The organism is Luteibacter sp. UNC138MFCol5.1 (assembly GCF_900110505.1).
Taxonomy (GTDB): Bacteria; Pseudomonadota; Gammaproteobacteria; order Xanthomonadales; family Rhodanobacteraceae; genus Luteibacter.
The window spans coordinates 300,790-324,286 of the sequence record NZ_FODZ01000004.1 but is presented as its reverse complement, the minus strand read 5'-3'; the positions used below and the strand labels follow the sequence as shown (position 1 = coordinate 324,286).

The window sequence follows — 23,497 nt, the reverse complement described above, 5'->3', positions numbered from 1 at the left end:
GCGGGGTGGTACATCGTGGCGATTGCCGCCCTTGGTCGGGAGCGTCGTCCCATGCACCGTGTCCTTCCACGCGCGCTCCCTAACGAGCTCACGGGCTTGACCGACCTGGCGCTCGACCTTCGCTGGACGTGGAACCACGCAGTGGACGGTCTCTGGCGGCAGCTTGATCCGGAATTGTGGGATGCCACTCACAATCCCTGGGTGGTGTTGCAGAACGTTACGCAGGCACGCCTGGATGCCTTGCGCGACGATGGCGCATTCCTTGAACGGCTGCGGACGGCCACGCGCGAACGTGCCGACTACCTGGCGAGGCACGGCTTGTGCGAGCGGGACTGGCCTCGCGACATGGATGCCGGGGTCGCCTTCTTCAGCATGGAATTCGGGTTGAGCGAAGCGCTGCCGCTTTATGCGGGTGGACTAGGCGTCCTCGCTGGCGATTACCTGAAAACGGCGAGTGATCTCGGCGTGCCGGCGGTGGGTGTCGGCTTGCTCTACCAGGAGGGCTACTTCCGGCAGACGCTTGATGCATTGGGTGACCAACGCGAAGCCTACCCATATAACGACCCGATCGGCCTTCCCATACAGCCTTCGGCTGGGCCCGACGGCGCCTGGCGCGAAATATCGGTGCCGCTTCCCGGCCGGCTGCTGCGGTTGCGTGTGTGGGAAGCGCGCGTGGGTCGCACCCTCCTGTACCTGCTCGATAGCAACCATATACTCAACGAAGCCGTCGACCGGGGCATCACTGCCAAGCTGTACGGCGGTGGTGTGGAGACGCGTCTCCTGCAGGAAATCGTCCTGGGCATCGGTGGCTGGCGCCTCTTAGCCGTGCTGGGGAAGCAAAACGCCGTGGCTCACCTCAACGAGGGTCACGCGGCGCTGGTCGTGCTCGAGCGCGCACGCCATTACATGCATGAGCGAAACGTATCGTTCATGGAAGCGCTGTGGGCCACCCGGGCAGGCAACGTATTCACTACGCACACGCCGGTAGCCGCGGGTTTCGATGCGTTCCCTGCATCGCTCGTACGGAAGTACGCACAGGGTCTGCTCGCTGACTGCGGCCTTTCCCTGGACAGCCTGCTTGCACTGGGGCGGCTTGATGCACTAGCCGACGAAGAGCCTTTCAACATGACCTACCTCGCCTTGCGCGGCTGTGCGCAGGCCACCGCGGTCAGCCGGCTGCACGGCGAGGTGAGCCGCCGGCTCTTTTCAGGACTCTACCCCCGCTGGCCGCTCGCCGATGTGCCCGTGCGTCACGTCACCAATGGGGTGCATGTGCCTTCCTGGGATTCGGCTCCAGCCGATGCGTTGTGGACGGCAACCTGCGGGAAAGGCCCGTGGCGTGGCGACCTTAGCTGCCTCGAAGCGGCCTTGGCGGCATGCGACGATATGACACTGTGGAAACTTGCGGCGGTGCAGCGGGCTGATCTCGTCCGCTTCGCGCGCGAACGACTGGCGCGACCGTGCCTGGATCCCGACGTGCTGACAGTGGGTATCGCCCGGCGCTTCGCGAGCTACAAGCGCATGGACCTGTTGCTTCATGATCCAGCGCGCCTGGTCGCACTGCTGACCCACCCAACGCATCCAGTACAGCTGATTATCGCCGGAAAAGCACACCCGGATGATGCCGCCGGCAAGCGTCAGGTACGGGCCTGGGCGGAGTTCACTCGGCGCCCCGATGTGCTCGGCCGCGCCGTCTTCCTCGAGGACTACGACCTGGCGCTGGCGCAGCGCATCGTGCAGGGCGTGGATGCGTGGGTGAACACCCCGCGTGTGCGGTGCGAGGCGTGCGGGACTAGCGGAATGAAGGTACTCGTGAACGGTGGCTTGAACGTATCGACCCTGGATGGATGGTGGGCCGAGGCGTATGACCCCACTTGTGGCTGGGCCATTGAAAGCGGGGCAGGTGATGCAGAGGATGCGGCGTGCCTGTACACGTTGCTCGAGGAGGAGATCGTACCGTGCTTCTATGAGCGTGACTCGCATGGCGTGCCTTCCGATTGGGTACGACGCATGCGAAGCAGCATGTCGCGGCTGACGTCACGGTTCAGCAGCAACCGCATGCTGCGTGACTACCTTAAGTATTTCTACGTGCCCGCGGCGCACGCCTTGCGACGACGCGTGCCGCCGAACGACCTGGCCGAATGGGCGCGCCACGTGAGTGAGCACTGGCACGAGGTGCGCATGGGGGATGTCGAGGTCGTTCTAGAGGATGAGTCGTGGCGGTTCCGCGCTCAGGTATACCTCGGAGATATCGAGATGCGTTGGGCCAGGGTGGAGTTGTATGCGGATGAACACGACGGCTTCCCACGACAGTGCGTCCCCATGCAGGGCGGCGGTCCGATCGGTGGCGCGAATGGCGGTTACGAATTCACGGCCGTGCTCCAGGCCATCCGTCCCGCTGAACACTACACCGTGCGCGCACGGCCATGGCATGAGGATGCCTTCCTCCCTGCCGAATTGCCCTTGATCAGCTGGCAGCATTGAAGCATGCCAACTGCCGCGCCACATGCCACCGGGTCATGATTTACGCCGTGCCTGCCTTGTAAAGGCCGAACTGCCCGCTGGCGGCGAGACACCTTCCAGGACGGCCAGTGCGTAGCCTGCATCGAAGCCATGGGACGAACCGTGTACCGACACTTGGCCACCCCTGCGTCACTGTGCCGAGGGTCAACCAACCGACAGCCGACAGACCGCATGCCTCTCCTGACCAATGGGCGTGATTCATATCAAATCGCTCGCGCCGCGGCGCCGTAACATCCGCGCCATGGGAGGGTGCAGCCATGGTTACTGATAGCACAAATGTGTTCCGTGAGCGCTCCACCCATCACCGCTTTCGGCAACTCCTGGGCGATTGCCAGTCTCGCCCTGCGGTATCTATGGGAATCATCTACCCGTGCGACCGACCATCGCTACATGGGGCGCTCGAGGCGGCGGCCCTCGGACTGATCGATCCCACCTTGTTCGGACCTGCGGACCGCCTTAACGAGGTGGCGGCCGAACTCGGGCGGTCACTTGAAGGCATCGCCATCCATCCCTCACCGACCGCCGCCAGCGCCGTCATGGATGCCGCCAGCGCGGCGGCCAACGGGAAGGTACGAGCGCTGATGAAAGGCGATCTGCATACGGCTGAGATGATGCACTTATTGCTCAGCCGGCCAGCCCATATGCGGACCGGAAAGCGGATGTCGCATGCGTTTGCCATCGACGTCCCCGGATACGCCCATCCACTGATCATCAGTGACGGTGCGCTGAGCGTGCGGCCCAGCCTGGAAGAGAAGCGCGCCATCTGCCAGAACGCGATTGAGCTGGCTGTTGCCATTGGCATTCACCACCCCAGGGTCGCCATCCTTGCCGCCGTTGAAACAGTGCACGCTTCGATGCCGGCGACGGTGGAGGCTGCCGCGCTGGGCAAGATGGCCGAGCGCGGCCAGATCAGCGGTGCGGCAGTCGATGGCCCGTTAGCATTGGATGCGGCCATCAGCCCAGCGGCAGCCGAGAAGAAACGGCTAGCCCCAACGGTTGCCGGCCGGGCCAATGTTCTGATCGTGCCGGACCTCGAGGCAGGCAACCTGCTGGCGAAGGAGCTTGTGCTCCTGGCCGATGGCATCGCGGCCGGCGTTGTCATTGGGGGAGCGGTTCCCATCGCGCTCACCAGCCGCTCTGACGGTGCCGCGGCTCGCGTCGCGTCCGCTGCGCTCGCGGTGCTGCTCGCCACGCAGGTCGCGGCTTCCACTGGTCCGCAATGTTGAGCCTTCGCTCGCTCCGGTAGCGGATGCAAGCACTTGATCGGCATCGGGGGTAGGGCGAGACAGATGTCCGTTTCGCCCCTCGCATGTCCCGCTTGCCACGCAAAGAACCAGCGACGCCGTGGGCGCGGCTACACTCTCCCCGATGACCATGCGCCCCAGCCAGCCAGCGGTAGGCGTCCACTCCGGCCACGGGGTGACGCTCTCTCCCAAGACCATCCCCACGTTCTGGGCGCTGTGGGGCGGGTTCTGGCTGCTCATGATCAGCGTGTCCATCGGAAACGAGCTGCACGACCCGCTCACCCGGTGGTGGGAGCCGGTCCTTTGGGAGGGGAGTTCCGCGTTGGTCTCGACAGGGTGGACGTTGCTTGCCGTGCGGGAACGAGGCCGCTATGCGCAGCACCTGGGGCGACCCCTGACATGGTTCGGGTGTTACTTGCGATGGTTGCCGCTGGTCTTCATCAGCTGGATCGCCTTGGTATACGCGATCCGGCTTGGTGTCTACGCCATGGCGGACCGTAGCTATGACCACCCGGGCTGGGGCTTCGTCATTGTCTACGAGAGCCTCAAGCTGACGTACTTCTCCGGGCTTTGGCTCGGCGTGCTGTTTGGAATCGAGTCTTTCGGGCAATGGCAGATCCAGTGGCGCCACTTGTTGCAGACGCAGCGGGCGTTGGCGGAATCACAGCTTGCCCGCCTACAGGGGCAGATTCGGCCGCACTTCCTGTTCAATGCGCTCAACACTGTTTCCGCCTTGATGCATACCGACGTGGAGCGTGCCGACCGGCTGGTCGCCGGGCTCGGTGACCTGCTGCGCATCAGTCTCCGGTCCAACGAGCATGAGATGACTCCGCTTGCAGACGAACTGCGCATGCTCGAGCTCTATGCGGGCATCATGCTCGAGCGGTTCCGGGATCGTGTGATGCTGGAGTGGCGGGTCGACCGAACCCTGCTCGAGACGCCAGTTCCTTCGCTGCTGTTGCAGCCCCTGCTGGAGAACGCATTCAAGCACGGGGTCGAGCCCAGGGTGGACCATGTGCGCATCGTGGTCAGCGTCAGGCATGAGGCCAGCTCGCTGCAGGTCGTCATCCGCAACTCGGGTTCCAGATTGGCGCCGCAGCAGCGCGATGGCGTCGGCCTGCGCAACTGCCGCGAGCGGTTGAGCATCATCTATGGCAGCGCGGCATCCCTGCGGGTCGACAACGATGACGACGGTGTGGCTGCACGCATCGCGATACCGATGGGGGACGCCGCGCCGTGATCCGCGTGGTAATCGCCGACGACGAGGCACCTGCCCGCGAGAAGCTCCGGCACTGGCTCTCCGAGCAGGGGGACATGACCGTGGTGGGATCGGCAGAAGACGGCTTTTCTGCGTCGCAGTGCATCGATCGCTGCCAGCCGGACGTGGCCTTTCTCGATATCCAGATGCCGACCCTGTCAGGGCTCCAGGTCGCCGCACAGCTCGAGCCGTCGAGCGCGCCGCTCGTCGTCTTCGTGACGGCGTTCGACGAGCATGCGGTGAAGGCATTCGACCTCAATGCCGTCGACTACCTGCTGAAGCCCTACGACCGGGAGCGCCTCGCACGGACGCTGCAGCGCGTGAGGGAAAGGATCCGGACGCATCAGTCCGGCGCTGCTGCGGTGGCGATCGGACGTGAGCGCTCTCCGGCCTGCGATCGCCTGCTGGTGCCGGATGGTGAACGACTGGAGCTGATCGATGCGGCCTCGGTCGAATGGCTGCAGGCCGACGACAACTACGTTCACGTGCACACGGCGGTGCGTACCTACCTGATCAGAAGGACACTGCAGGACCTGCTGTCCCAATTGGGTGGACAGCGCTTTGTGCGGATACACAAGTCGACAGCCGTCAACCTCGGCTCGATCGTCTCGCTCACGCCGCTCTTCAAGGGTGACCACGAGATTCACCTGCACAACGGTCGCGTCCTCCGTCTCAGCCGTCGATATCGCGAAGCCTTGTTCGCCCGCTTGGGGCGGTAACGTCCACCTTGCCACGCCTGCGTCTCCTTTCGCCCCCGTTCCGTCGCGTGCTTGGCGGCGAAAGCTCAATCTCGCCCAATCACGGAAGGTCCGGGAGAGAAAAAGAGATGTTCGGCTACTACCTCGATCTCGCGCTGCACAGCCTCGGGCGAAACAGAGCGCTTACCGCATTGATGGTGGCGGCGATTGCGCTGGGCATAGGCGCCAGCATGACCACGTTGACGGTATTGCACGTGCTTTCAGGCGACCCTTTGCCGGGCGCGAGCAGCACGCTGTACGCGCCGCAACTCGACCCGCGCGATATGCAAGGGTACCAACCCCAGGCCGAGCCGCCGGGCCAGGTCACCTGGATCGATGGCATGAATCTGTTGCAGGCGAAGCGGGCGGATCAACAGGCCTTGATGACGGGCGGATCGGTAGCCATCCAGCCCGCGCAGTCGGCACTCCACCCGTTCTACGAGCCTGCTCGGTACACGACTGCCGACTTCTTCTCCATGTTCCGCGTGCCGTTCAGGTATGGACAAGCGTGGGGTGCATCCGAGGATGCAGCCAGCGCGGCGGTCGCCGTGATCAGCAGCAGACTCAACGACAGGTTGTTCGGGGGTAGGGACAGCCGCGGTCGCATGATCCGCCTTTATGGGCATCCGCTTCGCATCATCGGCGTGCTGGGAGACTGGCGTCCGAACCCGCACTTCTATGATCTCAACGTCACGAACTACGGCAGCCATGAGGGTGTCTACCTGCCGCTGTCCACCTCGCAGGATCTGCACCTCGCGCACCTCGGCGGCGCCGATTGCTGGGGCAACGGCGGGGCCGATGCCACCCCGGCGGCGCCTTGCGTGTGGCTGCAGTTCTGGGTGCAGCTGCACACGCAAGGGCAGGTGGCCGCTTACCGGCAGTTCCTCGTCCATTACTCGGAGGAGCAGCGGTCGCTCGGCCGTTTCCAGCGCCCACCCAATACACGATTGCGCGACCTGATGCAGTGGCTGGATTACCGGCAGGTCGTGCCGGGTGATGTCCAGCTGCAAACCTGGCTGGCGCTGGGTTTCCTGCTCGTTTGCCTGGTCAACACGGTGGGGCTGATGCTTGCCAAGTTCCTGCGTCGCGCACCCGAACTGGGGGTGCGGCGTGCCCTGGGCGCATCGCGGCAGGCGCTATTTGTCCAATTGCTGGTGGAATCCGGCGTGGTCGGCCTGGCCGGTGGCCTGGGCGGCCTGCTGCTGGCCTGCCTTGGCCTGTGGATGGTGCGCCGGCAGCCGGCGGATTACGCACCGCTCGCACACCTGGATGGCGCGATGCTACTCCTGACATTTCTGTTGGCGGTCGGCGCCAGTCTCCTGGCCGGTGTGCTGCCCGCATGGCGTGCCTCTCGCGTCAGTCCCGGCCTGCAATTGAAGGGGCATTGACATGGAAATCCGCCCGATTCTCTCCACGCTGCTGCGGCACAAGATCACGGCACTACTGCTGATCGTTCAGATTGCGCTGACCTGCGCGATCGTTTGTAACGCGGTATTCCTGATCCGCCAGCGTCTGCAGCGCATGGATATCCCCAGCGGCATCGCCGAGCACCAACTCCTGCAGATCCAGTTTGCTTACGTGGGCGATCGCCCGGATGCCTACGCGCAGGCACAAGCCGATCTGGCCACGTTGCGGCAGATCGCCGGGGTGCAGGCCGTGGCGCTGGCAAACCAGCTGCCTCTCAGTGGCTACGCCATGTCCAATAGTGGCATCAAGCTGCGCCCCAATCAGCAGCACGACTCGCTGGAGGTGGCCAGCTACTACGGACAGAACCTGTTGGCTACGTTGGGGGTTCGACTGCAGTCGGGACGCGACTTCCGATCCGACGAGCTGCTCGATCTCAAGTCCGTCTTGCCCGCACTGCATGCAAGCGACATGACGCGTCTGCCGCACGCGGTGATCGTGTCCCAAGCCGTCGCTGCACGCTTGTGGCCTGGTCAGAGCGCACTGGGCAAGACGATCTACGTCGGCGACGACATCCCATTGCAGGTGATCGGCGTGAGTGGTCCGTTGGCGCGCCCTGACGATCTGCAGAACGGCCCCCAATACAGCATCGTTTACCCGATACGCCTGACAGCGACGGAGGGCGGCAGCTATCTGATCCGTACCGCATCGCGAGACCGCGAGCAGGTGCTGATATCCGCATTGACGGCCCTCGAGGGTCTCGACCCGAATCGCATCGTGCTCGAGAAGCGCACTTACGACGATGTACGCCAAAGCTTCTTCGAGCGGGACCGTGCCATGACGGGCATGCTCGCAGGAGTCATCGCGGCAATGCTCGCCATCACCGCTTTGGGAATCGCGGGGCTCGCCAGCTTCTGGGTGTCACAACGCCGCCGAACCATCGGCGTGCGCCGCGCCCTCGGGGCTACGCGTGGCGACATCCTTCGATATTTCCAGACCGAGAATTTCCTGCTGGCGACCATCGGCATCGCACTGGGGATGGGGTTGGCCTATGGCATGAACCTGCTCCTCATGCAGCATTACGAACTGCCGCGGCTGCCGTCGACCTATCTCCCCGTCGGCGCGATCGCACTCTGGTTAATCGGCCAGCTCGCGGTGTTGGGGCCCGCGCTTCGTGCTGCTGCCGTACCGCCGGTCGTGGCGACCCGAGATGGCTGAGCACGGGAAAGGCACACGTCGAGCTGAGATGCAGTGTCCCAAGGGGCATGCGATGGGCATGCCACGGACGCGATGATCTAATGCCTGAAGGTGCAGGGCGCCGCAGCAGGACGAACTGGTGATTGGCCAGCGGGCGTTGGTCGCGCGCATGGAGGCCCTGGGCGCCGACCGCGCCGCACTGGCCAAGGAGCGTGAGATCTTGGCTCGGGAGGAACTTCAGCGTCAGCGTCTGATCGATCATCTCACCGAGCAGGTGCGAAGCGCCGACTTCGCCAATCAGGGCCTGACCGCGACGCTCGAGGCGACTAGGCAGCGGGTGGCGGCGGACGATGCGGAACTGGCCCGATGGCGAGCCGTCGCCGACGGCCCCCAGGGGGCCCTGGACCAGCTGACGGAGACCCACGCCAAAATGCGCGACGAGCTCGGTCAGGCCCAGGCAACCCTCGCGGCTACACACGAGCGCGTCGCTCTGCTGCAGGCTGAGCTTGCCAATGAGCGAGAGCGGCTCGACGCGGAACGCACAACGACGGCCGCCACAGCTCAGCAGCGAGAAGTGGACCTCGCGGATGCGCGCGCGTTGCGCGATCAGCGAACGAGCGAGGTGGCCGGGTTGCGCGAGCGCCTTGGGAGTGCAGAACAGGAACTTGCCGTGCTGCGCACGGAGAACGACCGACTTGCCGGACTGGAAGCCACGGCCTGGACCCAGGGCACATTGGCGGCGCAGCTGACTGGTCAGCTGCGCGCCGTCACAGCGGAATGCGAGCGGCTGCGTGCGGCAGTGGCGCCGAGCACTGACGCGAGCTAACGAAGAGGCGGGCGCCCACGGAAGGGCGCCTGCGCTAGAACCCGGATCGGGCCGGTGCGTTACATGCTGACGCCATATTGCCAACTTCAGGACCAGCACGAACACGTCAAGCCGATGCCTACCGAGGCCAAGGCTACCGCGCCGCTAGCGAATGCATGATGATTGACAGCCATACACCCGCCGCCGCCGTGACGGACGACGTCGCGCCACCACCAGGGACGCCCCATGAATCCGCTTTATTCGCTGGCGCTCGAGCAAAGCAGCTGGTTCCGCATCTTCTCCCCGGACAACCTCCGCGCCTACGCGCACGCGGCGATAGATCTATATGACGCCCTGCTCGAGCGCGAGAGGGAAGGCTATACCACGCTGGTTTTCCCCAGCCGGGGCACGAGCCCTTTTAAGCATTTGTTGCACGACATTCACCATTCGCCGTTCTATGACAGACACGACCGGCTTGAAGACCAAATTCGACATCGCTTGAACGAGCCGTTTGCTTCACGGACGATCGAGCTGCCGTTTACGGCAGATCCGCCCGAACACCGGTCGAATGATTCCGGCGATATTCGCGACTTTTGGGTCCGCGTTTTGCGCGCCATGCTTACGCAGGACGCCTCGTCCAGCGAGCTTCGCTACTACCAGTTTACCCTCGAGCACCTGTTCGGCTTCAACCGCGGCTTGGGAAGCCCCCTCCATCCAGCCACCCCAAAGTTCGTCTTTGTCGACACTGTCGTGTCCGGTCGGGCGGTCTGTGAAATCGCGAACGCCTTCGAGAGGCACGGCATGGAGGACTTCTTCCTGGTGCTTCTCGTGGACTGCAATGGAGCAAAATTGGGGGCCAACTACAAGCCGCGATTGCAAGCGCTTGAGTGCGCGGGGAAGGCGAAGCTTATTTATGTGCCTGACCTTTTCACTGAAGACCGTGGGCCGGCCATGACTGGAACTTGGTGCCTCAGCTCTCCCCAGCTAATTGAACGTGCAGGCGATATGCTGCAACCGGGAACGGGACGGCTCGTAGGTACGGCGATCTCGTTTTTGCGCGTAAGCAATGGGATCGACAACGAGCACACCACGATGATTAACGCTGCGTTGCACATCGCACTGCGCACGGCTGTGCAGCTGAACCTTGAAACCAAAGACGATCTAAAACCAATGTGGACAAGGATCCTCGATGCACAGTGTCGCGAGCTTGCCACGAAAGCGATCGCGAAAGATTGCGCCGGCCAAAGCGTACTGGACGAAGTAGAAACCGAGCGGATTGCGCGCCTGGCCATCCAGAGCGGTAAGTCGATCGGCCTGGATCGAAACCCGCTGCAGCTCGACGTAATCGACGTCGAAGCATCTAGCTCGCATGTCGTGCGACTGTCTTTTGACGAACGTGCGGTTGATCGGTTGCTCGCCGACTTCAAGGCGCACAGGAAGCCCCCCCATTGGTCTACGCATCCGTAGCGGTAGCGTGTCACTGATCGCTAACTAGGTAACACCCGCATATGTATTAGGGAGGGCGACCAAGCACCGCGATGTTCCAACAGAGGGCTACGGGTCGCCAAGCCAAATTGCGGTCGCGCCGCCCTTCGGCAAGACCGCAAACTATGACGGCTTCCGGCTGGGCAACGAACACGCCAGCAGGCGCTCGCGCGATCATTTCCTTACCCAAGGGCAAGGAAGCCCCTGCTACCGCCGCCGCTCCCGGGGGCGAGACTGCTCTACAAGGTTCAGCATGCGGCCCGAAAATCCGTCGAAGCGATCACAGCTAGCGAGGTCGCCGCAACCGTTTATCAGGAAGAGATCGCGCTTCTCCACCGATGATTCAGGTATCGGCTTCGGCTGCTCCGCCTCAATCCAGACGCGATCTCGCCCCGTTATCAAATCATGACCTGGCGCGTTGCTCTCGTACGGGCTCCTGGGCGCCCATGGGATCCGTTCGCTACGATAGCCGGGTACGATCCACTCCCAGGGTTGGCTGACGCCGTGAGGCCATTATGGAATTCAGGACGAATCATCATTACGTGCCCGTGTGGTACCAGCGTCGCTTCTTGGCAGCGGGTCAATCGAAATTCCATGTGCTGGACAAGCATCCGGACCCAATTCACACCCCGTCAGGTGTAAAGCATCATAACGCCGTTCGCCGAGCGGGCCCGGCTTCGACATTTTGCCTGGATCATCTGTACACGCTGTTCCAGGGAGAGGCGTACACCGACATCATCGAGAGCCAATTTTTCGCAGACATCGATTTTCACGGGAGCCGCGCAATCGCGTTTTTTGACGACTATCAAATCAAAGACGGCGTGAACGAGGCACTAGGCGCCTTCTCAAAGTACCTTGCCGCGCAGTTCTTTCGCACGCTGAAGGGGCTGCATTTCCTTAGAGTCGTTACCCGCACAACTACCCATCAGCAAGCGCTACAGAGACTCCCCCAGTTATATCGTCAGTTGGAGACCATGTGGCTGGCTTCCGTATGGGAAATCATCTGCGCAGACGAGTGCGAAGAGAAATTCATTGTGAGCGACTGCCCGGTGACCGCGTATAATCGCGAGATCTACCCGGGATCGCGTGAAGTCGCGAATTTAGGTACGCCGTCGCCGGTGCGCGTCGGGACCCAAACGTTCTTTCCCCTCTCGCCAACCCGTTGTCTTGTCATGACTCACTTGCAGTACGTGAGAAATCCCAAGGGGTCACCCGTCCGCCGCATTGAGAATCCACGAGTGTACGAGGATTCACTCTTCGATTTACGAAAGATACAACGCGGCCGTCAAGTCGATGGAGCGTACGTGCAATCGGTAAACTATGTCCTAAAGGTGATGGCGCAGCGGTATATTGCCTCGAGCAATGTGGCTTGGCTTTATCCCGAAAATACCGTCGGCACAACGCCGTGGCCGAGCATTGGAGGTCGCACTTTCCTGATGCCTGATCCACGCCTAGTCCCCTTTACTACGGGCGTCGTCGCCCGGTTCGATGATGGCCGCGGTATGGCGCTCAACGAATACGGCCACCGACAAGCCGACAATGATCGCGCCAAGGCCTTACGTGCCAAGGAGTGGAAGACCTTTCAAGCATCGAAACGAGCCTGGGACGATCGTGATAAGCGAGAGGGACGTCCCCCGCCGGATCTTGTCGCGTGGGAGCGGATGTGACCGTCCATTTTGCATGGCATGCATATCGTCGCCAAATTCAGCGTGAGGGCATGAACCTCGCTGACCGAGGGAAATGTACTTGCGCACATCGTACGGTTACCAGGCAGTCCTACGACTGATCATTCCCTTCGAATAGCGGCAGGCTGTAAGCTCCTTCGACCACGTCGCCGGCATCCTCGGCGACAAGGGCCATCAACTTTAGTGACATCTTTCGTTGGATCACGTCAACCCAAATAACTTCAACGCAGACCCGGTCGCCGGGAAACGCAGCGATTCCATTCTCATTCGACTTGTGAACCAAGCCGACCAGCCCGGTCTGGAATTCTACGAAGTGACCGTGCTGTGTCTTGTTAACTACCGTGACATTGTGCAACGAGCCTCGCGGGAGATCCTTATCCGCACGGAACCAAGGATCGCTGGCTTGCGTTTTTACAACTCTCTGAAGCGCCTCTCTTGCAGAAGCAAAGCCGGTCAAATCCGACAGGAGACTGTCACGCATGATGCTCTCGTGGGGTTTGTTTGCGCGCGTTAGAACCGCGTCCAAATAGTCGACCACTTCAGTCGCATTCTCTACAGCCGTTTTCAAGTGGAGATGCGACCCCATATCTTTGATCCTCTTGACCACGCGCTCGGCCTGAATCCGATCATCGAAGAACGTATCCTCAGCGATCGCCGCGAGGTAATTGACGTTACCAACAAGATCAAGGTGCACATAGCCTGCGGGACCGAGTCGTACTAAGTCTTCATCAACCACACTATCGGTTCTCAAGTGTTCGGCGATGACGCACTGCGCAGCTAGTAGGTAGTTAATTTCACGGTCTACCGCATCCGGGCTTAGACCGTATGGCAATACCGCTATCTTTACGTCGGCCTTGCGGAAATATCCCTCGAGACCTGACGGACCAGCAGTTTTCACGCGATCCGCTAACCAGCGCATGATCAGATATCGGCAGAAGAACGCTGGCGATGGATCCTTGTCGTTAGCAGCGAAAAGATTCTTAATGTACGAGTGGTCGCTGTCGTAGAAGCGACGGTTCATTCTGAGAATGACGGTGGCGACCTGGTGAAATGGAAGTACATGGGTGCCTTCAGATTGCCTTATCTTGAATATCTGATCATCACCGATGTAACCGCTTTTGCAGAAATCAAGAAAGATCTCAAGCGCAAGACGCATGTTCCTTCCTGCTAAGCCGACGATCAGGCGTCGCGCGAAGCGGTCATGTTCGAAGAGCGATTTAAGAATGGACAATAAGTAGAACGCCTGCTCTGACTTCGGATACTCGACGGTAAACCCATTCGGTAATGAATAGTGCAGCTTCTCTGCAGCATCCGAGCTAAGCTCAAGAACGGCGAGCTGGACACGCTTTACTAGTACCTGTTGAAAGAGTGGAGGTTCGATTCTAAACACTAAGTCCTTTAACGCGGTGTCGAGTGGTGGTTGGTCCTTATGGTTGTCGTACGTCTCGTCGCGCAATGGCAAGATGACCAAGCAACGGAACTCCTTCTGTAGCCACTGAGCGGCCTCGAACATTAGAAGTTGCTCGTCACGCGTTTTCTTGTCGCAGTTGTCGAGCACCATCATGCATAGTTTTTGCCGTTCACCGCAGGTGAAACGAACGTGACAATTCGCGGTAAGGTGCCGATCGGCCGTGAGTCGCTGCAGCTCTTCGGCCAATTTGATGTCGTACACCGCAGTGTCCCCGGCGTAGAGCTTTCCTACGCCTTTTGAGAACCGCGATAGTTCTGTGCCGTACAGTCTTCGCATAACCTCTAGGTCGTCGAAGTCCGTATCAGGGAGGGATGCACGAGTTGCCATAATGATTTCCTCCCGCAACCACGTATAAATTTCATTCGCGGAAACCGGAGCTACATTCATATTTAGGCGACACCACACTATTGCCGAACGGAGTTCTGACGGTAGAGCAACCTCCTGGAGGTAGTCTATGAATGTCGATTTTCCCGATCCAACACTGCCGATCAGTAGCAGCACCTTGTGCTCCAAAATCTTTGGCTGCCTGAGTTTTTGAATAACTTCTTCGGGTTTCGACGTATCTTCCAACATCGTCGCATGTGTTTCGCTAGGCGGCCGGGCAGCACGAATTACCTTGTCGATGGGTTCGATATAGCGCTCACGGCGTTGCGATGGAACGTAGCCATGCTTCGCAATGTGAGCGCGATCTTCGCGGCTTTCTGGATTGAAGACACTCGCGATCGCTGAGGTGACCGTGGTCCCGAACGAGTTCTGCCCAACCTCTTCATTCTGAAGCGCGACGCCTCCGAGAAGCTTCCGCGGCTTGAAGTAGGCAGCGGCGCGAGAGGCTCGGGCGAGTTTGTCGGCATACTTTGAGATGTTGTGCCACCCTAACTCTTCCGTGAGACGAGCTATCGCTGGCGAGTAGACGCCTAGCTCCGCACATACGGATTTTTCGAGAGGCTCCGTGGAGTCGGTGAATCCGAACCATAGTTCGACACCGTTTGAGGCGACTACATAGCGTGTCGGATTTTCATCATGAGGATAGAGGGCGTTCAACTCGGAAGCGTAGAGACGCGCCTCGCGATACCCATCAGCAAGGTCCTCGGATGGATGTTTCGCCTCGACAACGACAACAGGAATTCCTGAAGTCACAATGAGATAGTCGGGATAGTAGAGCTTTTTCTCGGCCCCTTTTCCAATGGAAAGCCTACGAATATTCGCTTTCGTCTGAATTACCGAAGGCGGAAGCCCCATGCCTGCTGGAGAGGGAGTAACGAGGAGGGGGTAAATAAATTTCTGCTCAACGTCGCTTTCATTGCTCAAGCCGGTAGTAACCCACATGCGCAGCCTCCTCCCTATATTGATCTAATTCAGTTCCGTTTTGAGGCAGTGTCGCGAGCCGGCACCAAGCCTCCAGTTGTACGTCGACATCGTGAAGCATTTCTACACGTATCGCGTCAGCGGTCAATTGGCTCCACGTCGCTCTGCGATCTGTCTGTCGGCTTGAGATCTTTTGCACGCCTGAGATACGCCATCGCATTTTCGCCAGCGCATGACCGTCGCGTGTAATAGGACACCATTCGCTCGGTCTTCCAGCCTCCAGCTTGCTGAATCTGCGTGCTCGTCGCACCGTGCTCGGCGAGGTCGTTGGCGGATCCAATGCGCGCCGAATGGCCGCTAATCGCTGCGGCTCCCTCCAGACCGGCTGCCCGCGCGCGCCGTCGAAAAATGCGGGCAACCTCCTGCGGCAGGAGGGCAGGGAAGGCATCTCCTGTCAGTTTGGGGCGACCACCGATGGGCCGGAAGAGGGGACCTTCCGTGATGCCGGCGACACCTTGCCAGGCACGGACGCGGGCAAGGGTTTCGTGGCTCACGAAGCGGTAGTCGGGGGACTCGCCGTCCTGGTTGGTTCTGGAAAAGGGTACGTGCAGCGCCCAGGTATTGCGTCGCCGATTCAGGTGCAGGTGAGCCATCTCGATCGCCACCAGTTCAGATTCGCGGCAGAGCGTATCGGAGGCTATCGAGAGCAGGGCGGCGTCACGCAGGTCGCGCGGGCTGTCGCCCAGCGTCGCAAGGATCGCGGTGACGCCGGCCATGTCGAGTTCGGCGGCCTGCTTGCGTACATGCCCACCAGTGGTCTTCAGGCGGCGGGTCAGCTTCTTCCATTTCACCGCCCAGTCAGGGTCCTTCGAGGGGCTCGGCAGGCCGGCCGCAATGTGGACCAGGCCCACGGTATAAAGGTAGCGATCCACCGTGGCGCGTTTACGGCCGCGGTCGATGGCGTCGACCAGAAAGGCTTCCAATTGCAGGACGGACGCGGGAAGTGGCGAATGTCCGGCCGTGTCGCACCAGGCCAGGTACTGGGTCCAGTCCGAGCGGACGGCCTTCACCGTCGCCGAGGCGCTGCCGGCGGCGAAGTCAGCTGACCAGCTCGCCAGGCGTGCGATGACCTCGTCAACGGACGTGGCAAGGGCAGCGCGGGATTCACGGACAGCCGCAGCCACACCTGGCACCGAGGACAGTGCGTCAAGCGTCTGCACGATGGGTAGGGAAGGGTGCGTCGGCTTCGGCATGCGTCATTTGCCCCTGTAATCTATCATCTGACCACATAATAGCGAATAACTGCCATTATTCGCTATCATTATATTCGTCATTTATGGCTCTAATTCAGCACTTTATGACACCATAGTACTCGTGGATTAAACCGATCAAACACGCTACCCACTGATCTTGAGGACCACAGATGGAACGCAGTCAAAGCGAACGCATGGTGCGCTTCATTGGCAGCCTGCTGCCGCTATACGACATGGAGTACGGGGTCGACGCGTGCCGCGCACGTCAACTGGCGACGGGCGTTACCCTGGATGTCGTCGACGAAAGCGCCGCGGACGAAGAGCGCGGACTCATTCAATTGCGCCATCCTGGCTCGAGCGAGACCTGGATGGTGGAAGGGCGCATGCTGGCGACCGAGGCTCTGAAGCAGTACGTGGACCTGCTCGGCTTTGGTATGCCGGAGAAGGCCCGGCGCCGGGAATTCCGGCGGATGTGCGACCATTTCGCCTTCAAGACCGGGGCGTACGCTTATATGGAATGGGAGGACGACCAGTCGGAGGCGCTCGTCCTCGCTGGTAAGGTCGTCCGCGCGCTGGGTAAGGAAGTCGCGGTGAGCGGGTTCAAGAGCCTACTTGGCTTGCCGTGATTACCTGTGCCACGCCGTTTTACACCTGCCTCAGCGAAGGGAGCGGCGTCGATGGATAGGCAACTTTTCACCCTCATACGTAACTATATTGATGCCGTGGCGCATGCAACAGCTTTACTAGAAGCCTCGGGCATCTCGCTTCCGACAAGCAATGACGACTGGGCAGCGACGCCAATAGGCCCACGAGGTGAACTTGGCGGTGGCGTTCGTTACCAGAAGCACGGCTATGGCTGCGACGTCCAAGGGAGTGACCGGTCTGTCGATTTTGACTTCGGCGAGAACGGTCAGATCGATGCTTTCGACGAGTGGCGATTGAGGATATTTCTGACGGAGAATCCGCGCTCAATCGGGTTCATGACCGTCGAGCACCTTGGGAATTCGTTTCGTGCCGCGGTGGCTGCGGGCGAAGTCGTCTACTCGAGTCATCACCTGTACTACCTCAAGCGCGCGCCCATTTCCATTTCGTCGTGACGCGTTGGACGCAGACCGTGTACATAGTTGTCGTTCAAATGATCAGGCCGGGCAAACGCGCGCAGATTGGCTCGCTTATTTGGGCGCTCTAGGATGACTGGCATAAAAACTTTGGCGCAGGTCAAAACTGGCATAGGGAACTAGGCGCAGTTGGCCTAGAACTACGGCCGATACGGCCTACCTCTGTTGAACGCACCCAGCGGGGACGCGATAACGCAGGTGGTCAAAATTAAGTCACTGAGGACAGAATTAAGCGGGTCGCGACAGGCTTGCGGCGACCCCTACGACACTACATGTACTACGCATAATGTATATTATGTAAACTTATGGTATGATGTTTCCGGCGGCGTGCCGAGCCCTCTACTGCGCCCCATATGGCGGAGCGAGAAGCAACGTCCTCCCATTTGCAGCAATGCCACGCAAGAACGTGCCCCTGCAGGCGCAGGCACAATCACGCCATCCACCGGACACTGCACGATGTCGCAGCCAACCCCGAATCCGCCACAGACCCCGGCCGCGCTTTCCATCGACGCGATCCTGCATGCCCGACCCCAACTTCCCGTCGCTACGAGCCGGGGCCGGGGCTGGTCCGGTGTGACCCTGGATGTGCACCGCAGCTATTTGAAGGTGACCGAATCGTACGCCCCGCTCGACCACCACATGGTGCACCTCTGCACGTCGGGCGCGGCAAGACTGACCCAGATCCGGGCGGGTGCGGTCGACACCCGGGTCGTTCGGGCCGGCCACACGCTCATCATGCCGGCGGGTTATTCGTCGTCCTGGGACGGCGATGCTGCGCCCTCGGCGCGACTTCGTGTCCCTACTTCCCTCGTGACGCACGCGGCCGACGAGCTCGGCGACGCAGGACCGGTCCGCATGGAGGTGGTCAATGTGTTCGATACATTCGATCCCACCATCGCGCGCCTGGCGCAGGCATTTGTCGCCGAGCTCGACCTCGCGCCTCATCCCTGCCAGCGTCTCATCGTCGACGCTATCTCGAGCGCACTGGCAGCGCATCTCCTCCGGCGATATAACGTCTTCCAGCCAGTCGAGCGACAGCGAACTCGTGGACTAGGCCGAGTCGAGGTGGGCCGCCTGACAGAATACGTCGAAGACAATCTGCACCGATCGATCGGGCTGGCAGAGCTTGCGGCGATCGTCGGCGTCAGTCGCTTCCACTTCTGCCGCTTGTTCAAGCAGACGATGGGCGTTACCGCATTTGCCTTCGTCGAAGAGTGCCGCATCCGTCGCGCCCGCCAGCTCGTAGTCGAGACCGCGTTGTCGCTAGCCGATATCGCCCTCCTCGTGGGATTCTCCGACCAGAGCCATTTTACGCGACGCTTTACCTTCCATGTCGGGACGACGCCGGGAGCCTTCGCACGCGAGTACGGTGCCCGCCGCTCGCGTGGGGCGCGGGCATCCTGAGCGCAACCAGCAGCCATATCGCGCAAGACCGACCCAGCCCGAAACGCGGGCACCGACTACCATACGGGATCCATGGGAGGGAAGCGCGTGCGTACGAAGCGGTTCTCCGAGCAGCAGATCGCCGACGCGCTTGCCGAGCTGGCGAGCGGGCGCGACCCCGAGGTCGTTTGCGCTGACTTGCAGATAACCCGTGAAATATTGGATGCATGGCGAAGCCGTTACGCGGGCGCCGCACTTTCCACCGTACGGCGGCTGCGGGATACGGAGACAGAGCTAGGTGCCCTGAAACGCATGTATGCGGAACTTGCGCTCGAGAACGAGCGGTTGAAGGCGCTGCTTTCGCGAAAACGATAACCTACGGTAAGGAGCGTCGATATGCCGGAGTATCTGTTTACCACCAGGATCGGCGCACGACCCGACGCCATCTTCGATGTATTGATGGATCTGCGTCATTACGGGAACTGGCTTCCTCACTCAGCCGTATTCAAGGGCACGCGTGCGATCTCCGAAGGGCCCATAGCGGAAGGAACGCGGTACACCGAACGCAGCCTGTTCGGCACGCGTGAAGGCATGATCGTAAGACTGCGTCGTCCATTGTGCATCGCTTACCATCAGCCGATGTCGCTCCAGCCCGCTTGGCTGGGACGACTGGACATCGAGGTCACGGATACTCTGACCGACCTGGACGATTCCACCGAGCTCTCCCGTAGGCTTCGGCTAGTTCCTAGTGGCCCCGTGCGATTCGCCGGTCACGCCGTCGGCTGGGCCTTTTCCAGGGAGATCAAACGGGTACATGCACACCTCAAGGCATATGTCGAGCGTGCTTGACGGCAACTTCGCGGCGCCTGCGGAGCAGGCGCATTCTTAGCAAAAGCGCAACGCCGCCCCGCTCCTCGCGTTAAACGCCGCCTGATCGCGCGCCACCGCGTTCCCACGTCGACAGGAGCCGATCAAGCGACACGGGGCCGGCACCGATCGCCATCGCTGCCAAGGCGAGAGCAGCCCAGTACAAATGAAAGTTCGCCCAACCGTCCGGGAAGACAAGCTGGATCACGACCGTCATGCTGAGCAATCCAAGAGCCGCGACTCGCGTGGCCAGTCCGGCAAGCAACAGCAATGGCAGTGCGATCTCTGCACAGGCGACCAGCCAGGCGACCTGATCCGGCCACGGAATGGCGACCTGCGCACCGAACAAGTGGAGTCGGAACTGCTCTTCGAAGAGGTAAGTGGTCGCTGGCGCCAGGTTGAACCAACCATCCCATCGGGTCAAGCCGGAACGCAGGAAGGGCAAGGCTAGTGCGACTCGCACGGCGATCGGCGCAAGAGCAGAACCGATATCAGCAAGTGCCGCATTCCCGCGTGCCAGCCATCCCAAGCGCGAGCGTCGAATGAGTTGATCAGTCACCGGGAGTCTCCGCGTTACGGACGCCTGCATGTGACGCGATGACCATGCGAGCGTCGACCAGCAGGCGTAGATGGAAGACGAGGTCGAAGTCATCGGCTTCCGCGACCGCAAGCGCCGCGGCACTGGTCAGGTCTTCGCCACGCATCAAGGCGGTGAGAAACGTGGCGCCTCCACGTCGAAGCCGGTGGACCTCGACATCGTATTCCGGCCGCACGATCACGCAGCTCTCCGGCCCTTCGTCCAGATCCACTCGTCTCGCTGACGATAAATGGATGTTCGTCTCCCAGATCGATACCACCGGATAAGATGAGCGTACGATCTTTACGGATGGGTGCATTACAAAGCGCGCGAGCGCGTCCCCAGCGATGGCTGTCATGAGCACGAATGGCTCGAGAATCGCTGACTCTTCCGCGTGATAAGCCTCGACCCAGGCCCGCTCCAGCCGCGCGACATCGCCGAGGTACGGAAGCGATTTCGCAGGTGGGAAGTCGTCCACGAAGGCCGGCAAAGAAGCGCCATACTCGGCCATCATGGGTGAACGAGGAACCTCACCGGTGCAATAAGCCGCCGCCATGGCGCGGAAGAACTCGGTGCCGACGAGTCTGGTTGTCACGGGATATGCGTCCTCGAGCGTTATCACCTGCCCCATTACCGCGTTGTTCCGATAAACGCCGAAGCGCCGAGCCGCATTTGCGCGTGGACCAGCGGTGACCCCTGCTGGCACGGGAAGCGAGGGATCGAGCACGGCGTCGCCGAAACGTGATTGCCAGCTATTCTCCAAGCGGGCAATCATGGCCACGCATCCGTCCGTGGCCAAGGGGCGGTTGCTGCCTTGGATCGTTGCATGACGTTCGACCAGAATGTCTGGAGTTGTGCGATGCCTCCCGCTGTGGAACTCCATAGAGTCGAGTCGCAGACGAGCAAGGTCCCATCGAATACGCCAGTCCGCGACTGGAGCATGGCGTCGAAGTCACGCCTGCCTTCGTCACAGAACGGGTTCGGATGTGCCGTCGGCTCGATCTGCTGCTGGACGAGCACATCGAGCCTGTCTCTCGCCCCGCCTATGCGCTCGAGATGTGGGAGGTGCGGATGCGTGTTGAAGCTCTCGACATCCTTTAACAGCCCCCACCGGTCCAATGCCCGCTCGGCGCGGAACGGCCAGGCTGTCCCGTGGTCATCGAGCCGCGGACGCAGGCCGAATCGGTTCTCAACCGGTACGCCCAAGCCGGCAAGTACATCTCGCCCGAAGCCGCCGAAGCGTTGTTGGGGCGGAATCGAGCGATCACCGTGATGGTAAAACTCCGCTTGCTGGCGCCGGTCATGCAGATTCGGAGAAACGCTGGTGGTGTCCCCTATGTCGTGATGAGGGCACACGAAGAGCATGTTGCCCGGCGTCTGTAGGAAGCCGCGGAGAGCGTTCAGCTCAGCCTGCGAGGGGCTCTGCAGCGTTCGAATGGCGTCGAAGCTGATGATTATCAGGGTATCGACTTCGCGCAGGAGCGAATCCGTCAGTTCGGTCGTCCCGAAGTCTTCGCTGACCCGTTCAAGCATTAAGGCTTCTTGGCGGCAGATATCTGTGGCGAGCTGCAGGAAGGCATGGAAGTTAGGCAACTGGATGTGATCGAGAAAACCGTTTATGCCCTGATCGATATCACGTGAGGGCGAGAGATGCTCGAACCGCGGATAGTGGATACGGCGCGCCTCGAACAGCGCTGGGAAGCGGTTGTTGATGTCCCCCAGGGGCGCGTCCTTTTCAACTGGACGGCTCCAGGAAAAATAAAGGCACGCGCGGCGGTCAGGCACGACTGCCCCCAGGGATGCCCGAACGAGCCCAGCCCGCCATCGCGACCGCCGCGATGGCGTCTGCATGCACGGCTTCGGCCACCAGCACGTCCAGCGGGGGAACGTTCGCATCCCATTCGATCATCGATGGACGGGCACCGATGAGTTGGAGTGCTGCCTCGTACAATGCCCATACCGACGGCGCTACGCTGCGATCATGCGTGTCGATGAGCACTGCATCGTCGGTCCCCTCGTGCTCCCGCTGATGGCCGGCGAGATGGAACTCCCCAACCACCCTCGAATTGATCCGGCCGACATATGCGAACGGGTCCGTTTTGTGATTCGCACAGGACACGACGACATTGTTGATGTCCAGCAGGATACCGCATCCCGTCCGGCGGGCTACTTCGTTGATGAAATCTGTTTCGTCGTACGCACTTTCGTCAAAACGGACGTAAGTCGCGGGGTTTTCGAGCAACATCTCGCGTCCGAGATGGCTCTGGAGTTCGTCGACATGTTCGCAGACACGTCGCAACGTATCCGACGTATACGGCAACGGCAGGAGGTCATTCAGAAAGCCCCTCGCATGGGTGGACCAGGCGAGGTGCTCGGAGAACAACGCAGGCTGGTATCGATCCACAAGGGCTTTCAGGCGGTCCAGGTGCTGGCGATCCAGGGGAAGCTGCCCGCCAAGCGATAGGCCGACGCCGTGCACCGAGATGGCATAGCGTTCGCGAATGGCGGTGAGGTACCGGTGGGGAGGTCCACCCGCGCCCATGTAGTTCTCGGCATGCACTTCGAAGAACGGTATGGCGGGCGCGTTCTCGAGGATGGCACGGTAATGCTCAGGCTTCAGCCCCACCCCGCACCAGCCCTCGACTGGCGTGGGACGCGGCGGCGCATGCATAAGTGGGGCAACCGACCGGACAGTCGACACAGGATCGCCTCGAATTCGTGGGAGGCCCGCCCGGCGCGGACCGCCGGACGAGCTTGAACATCAGACCTTCGGGGAGAGACTTCCCGGACCGTTCGGCGTGCTCACCGCAGTGCAGGTGCCCTTCGGAACGAGCTTGAAGGCATTGCCCTGATAGTCCTGCGTGCTCGTGCCGGCGCAGGTGGTGCCCGCACCGGCGTAACAGTCGTTCTGCCCCTTCAGTGCAGTGCCGAAGCACGGCTCCACCTTTCCAGACTTGACCAGCTTCGTATGTTCCGCCTGGATCTGCTTTTGAGCGGGCGTGAAGTCCTCCGCAGCGGCGTTTGCGGAGGCGAAGCTGCCAGCGACGGTTGCGATGGCGCCGGCAACAAGAAGGCTCATGGATCGGCTAGACATGGTTACATCCTCAGTGGATTGAGCGTAGAGGCTCGCAATTGGTTCGGCCCCGTGAAGATGTTGTATCGAACAACAAAGGCTTGATTGCATG

General features: G+C 61.1%; 21 protein-coding genes. 14 read left to right on the top strand and 7 right to left on the bottom strand.

Features of this window, described 5'->3' with window-relative positions:
- The first annotated feature begins 51 nt into the window (after positions 1-51).
- The 9 genes from glgP (at position 52) to BMY69_RS13610 (ending at position 12,320) form a co-directional block, all read left to right on the top strand.
- On the top strand, positions 52-2,484 hold the full coding sequence (gene glgP / locus BMY69_RS13650) for an alpha-glucan family phosphorylase (RefSeq protein WP_090179159.1): 2,433 nt from the start codon (positions 52-54) through the stop codon (positions 2,482-2,484).
- Positions 2,485-2,780: 296 nt separating this feature from the next.
- Positions 2,781-3,749 (top strand): bifunctional enoyl-CoA hydratase/phosphate acetyltransferase, encoded by a 969-nt coding sequence (locus BMY69_RS13645; protein ID WP_090179157.1) that lies wholly within the window; start codon positions 2,781-2,783, stop codon positions 3,747-3,749.
- 148 nt (positions 3,750-3,897) lie between these two features.
- The gene (locus tag BMY69_RS13640; protein ID WP_177191176.1) at positions 3,898-5,007 is read left to right on the top strand and encodes a sensor histidine kinase; all 1,110 of its coding nucleotides are present in this window, start codon (positions 3,898-3,900) and stop codon (positions 5,005-5,007) included.
- Entirely contained in the window at positions 5,004-5,744 is a 741-nt protein-coding gene (locus BMY69_RS13635) for a LytR/AlgR family response regulator transcription factor (protein ID WP_090179151.1), read from the top strand. Before BMY69_RS13640 ends, BMY69_RS13635 begins: the two co-directional genes overlap by 4 nt.
- Before the next feature lie 107 nt (positions 5,745-5,851).
- Positions 5,852-7,150 (top strand): ABC transporter permease, encoded by a 1,299-nt coding sequence (locus BMY69_RS13630; protein ID WP_090179148.1) that lies wholly within the window; start codon positions 5,852-5,854, stop codon positions 7,148-7,150.
- A 1-nt stretch (position 7,151) separates the two neighbouring features.
- Positions 7,152-8,384, top strand: a complete 1,233-nt coding sequence (locus tag BMY69_RS13625; RefSeq protein WP_090179145.1) for an ABC transporter permease — start codon at positions 7,152-7,154, stop codon at positions 8,382-8,384.
- A 118-nt stretch (positions 8,385-8,502) separates the two neighbouring features.
- Complete coding sequence (locus BMY69_RS13620; RefSeq protein ID WP_090179143.1) at positions 8,503-9,189, top strand: hypothetical protein; 687 nt, start codon at positions 8,503-8,505, stop codon at positions 9,187-9,189.
- A gap of 225 nt (positions 9,190-9,414) precedes the next feature.
- Entirely contained in the window at positions 9,415-10,635 is a 1,221-nt protein-coding gene (locus BMY69_RS13615; RefSeq protein ID WP_090179140.1) for a hypothetical protein, read from the top strand.
- Between the two features lie 533 nt (positions 10,636-11,168).
- Entirely contained in the window at positions 11,169-12,320 is a 1,152-nt protein-coding gene (locus tag BMY69_RS13610) for a DUF4238 domain-containing protein (RefSeq protein WP_090179137.1), read from the top strand.
- A gap of 109 nt (positions 12,321-12,429) precedes the next feature.
- Here BMY69_RS13610 and BMY69_RS13605 read toward each other — a convergent pair whose 3' ends face one another.
- Together BMY69_RS13605 and BMY69_RS13600 are read right to left on the bottom strand one after the other, a co-directional pair.
- Positions 12,430-15,135 (bottom strand): type I restriction endonuclease, encoded by a 2,706-nt coding sequence (locus BMY69_RS13605; protein WP_090179134.1) that lies wholly within the window; start codon positions 15,133-15,135, stop codon positions 12,430-12,432.
- Positions 15,136-15,251: 116 nt separating this feature from the next.
- Positions 15,252-16,367: a tyrosine-type recombinase/integrase gene (locus BMY69_RS13600; protein WP_090179131.1), complete on the bottom strand. Its 1,116-nt coding sequence runs from the start codon at positions 16,365-16,367 to the stop codon at positions 15,252-15,254.
- A gap of 170 nt (positions 16,368-16,537) precedes the next feature.
- Here BMY69_RS13600 and BMY69_RS13595 point away from each other — a divergent pair, with 170 nt between their 5' ends.
- The 5 genes from BMY69_RS13595 to BMY69_RS13575 all read left to right on the top strand — a co-directional run bounded on the left by BMY69_RS13595 (position 16,538) and on the right by BMY69_RS13575 (position 19,717).
- Positions 16,538-16,993: a hypothetical protein gene (locus BMY69_RS13595; protein WP_143070475.1), complete on the top strand. Its 456-nt coding sequence runs from the start codon at positions 16,538-16,540 to the stop codon at positions 16,991-16,993.
- 51 nt (positions 16,994-17,044) lie between these two features.
- Positions 17,045-17,464 (top strand): DUF6896 domain-containing protein, encoded by a 420-nt coding sequence (locus BMY69_RS13590; RefSeq protein WP_090179126.1) that lies wholly within the window; start codon positions 17,045-17,047, stop codon positions 17,462-17,464.
- A 477-nt stretch (positions 17,465-17,941) separates the two neighbouring features.
- Positions 17,942-18,889 carry a helix-turn-helix domain-containing protein gene (locus tag BMY69_RS13585; RefSeq protein WP_090179124.1) on the top strand — a complete coding sequence of 316 codons (948 nt, stop codon included), beginning with the start codon at positions 17,942-17,944 and terminating at the stop codon, positions 18,887-18,889.
- A gap of 87 nt (positions 18,890-18,976) precedes the next feature.
- Positions 18,977-19,243 (top strand): transposase, encoded by a 267-nt coding sequence (locus BMY69_RS13580; RefSeq protein ID WP_177191175.1) that lies wholly within the window; start codon positions 18,977-18,979, stop codon positions 19,241-19,243.
- Between the two features lie 21 nt (positions 19,244-19,264).
- A complete protein-coding gene (locus BMY69_RS13575; protein ID WP_090179120.1) occupies positions 19,265-19,717 on the top strand; it encodes an SRPBCC family protein in 453 nt (150 codons plus the stop codon).
- A 70-nt stretch (positions 19,718-19,787) separates the two neighbouring features.
- On the opposite strand, the gene BMY69_RS13570 is transcribed toward BMY69_RS13575, so the two are convergent.
- From BMY69_RS13570 to BMY69_RS13550, 5 genes are all read right to left on the bottom strand, one after another.
- On the bottom strand, positions 19,788-20,294 hold the full coding sequence (locus BMY69_RS13570; RefSeq protein WP_218143180.1) for a DoxX family protein: 507 nt from the start codon (positions 20,292-20,294) through the stop codon (positions 19,788-19,790).
- Positions 20,287-21,087: an HvfC/BufC N-terminal domain-containing protein gene (locus BMY69_RS13565; RefSeq protein ID WP_177191174.1), complete on the bottom strand. Its 801-nt coding sequence runs from the start codon at positions 21,085-21,087 to the stop codon at positions 20,287-20,289. Before BMY69_RS13565 ends, BMY69_RS13570 begins: the two co-directional genes overlap by 8 nt.
- Positions 21,084-22,097, bottom strand: a complete 1,014-nt coding sequence (locus BMY69_RS13560) for a hypothetical protein (protein WP_090179113.1) — start codon at positions 22,095-22,097, stop codon at positions 21,084-21,086. Before BMY69_RS13560 ends, BMY69_RS13565 begins: the two co-directional genes overlap by 4 nt.
- The gene (locus tag BMY69_RS13555) at positions 22,090-22,938 is read right to left on the bottom strand and encodes an MNIO family bufferin maturase (protein WP_218143179.1); all 849 of its coding nucleotides are present in this window, start codon (positions 22,936-22,938) and stop codon (positions 22,090-22,092) included. Before BMY69_RS13555 ends, BMY69_RS13560 begins: the two co-directional genes overlap by 8 nt.
- A 135-nt stretch (positions 22,939-23,073) precedes the next feature.
- Positions 23,074-23,406 (bottom strand): BufA1 family periplasmic bufferin-type metallophore, encoded by a 333-nt coding sequence (locus BMY69_RS13550; RefSeq protein WP_090179107.1) that lies wholly within the window; start codon positions 23,404-23,406, stop codon positions 23,074-23,076.
- Positions 23,407-23,497 lie beyond the last annotated feature (91 nt).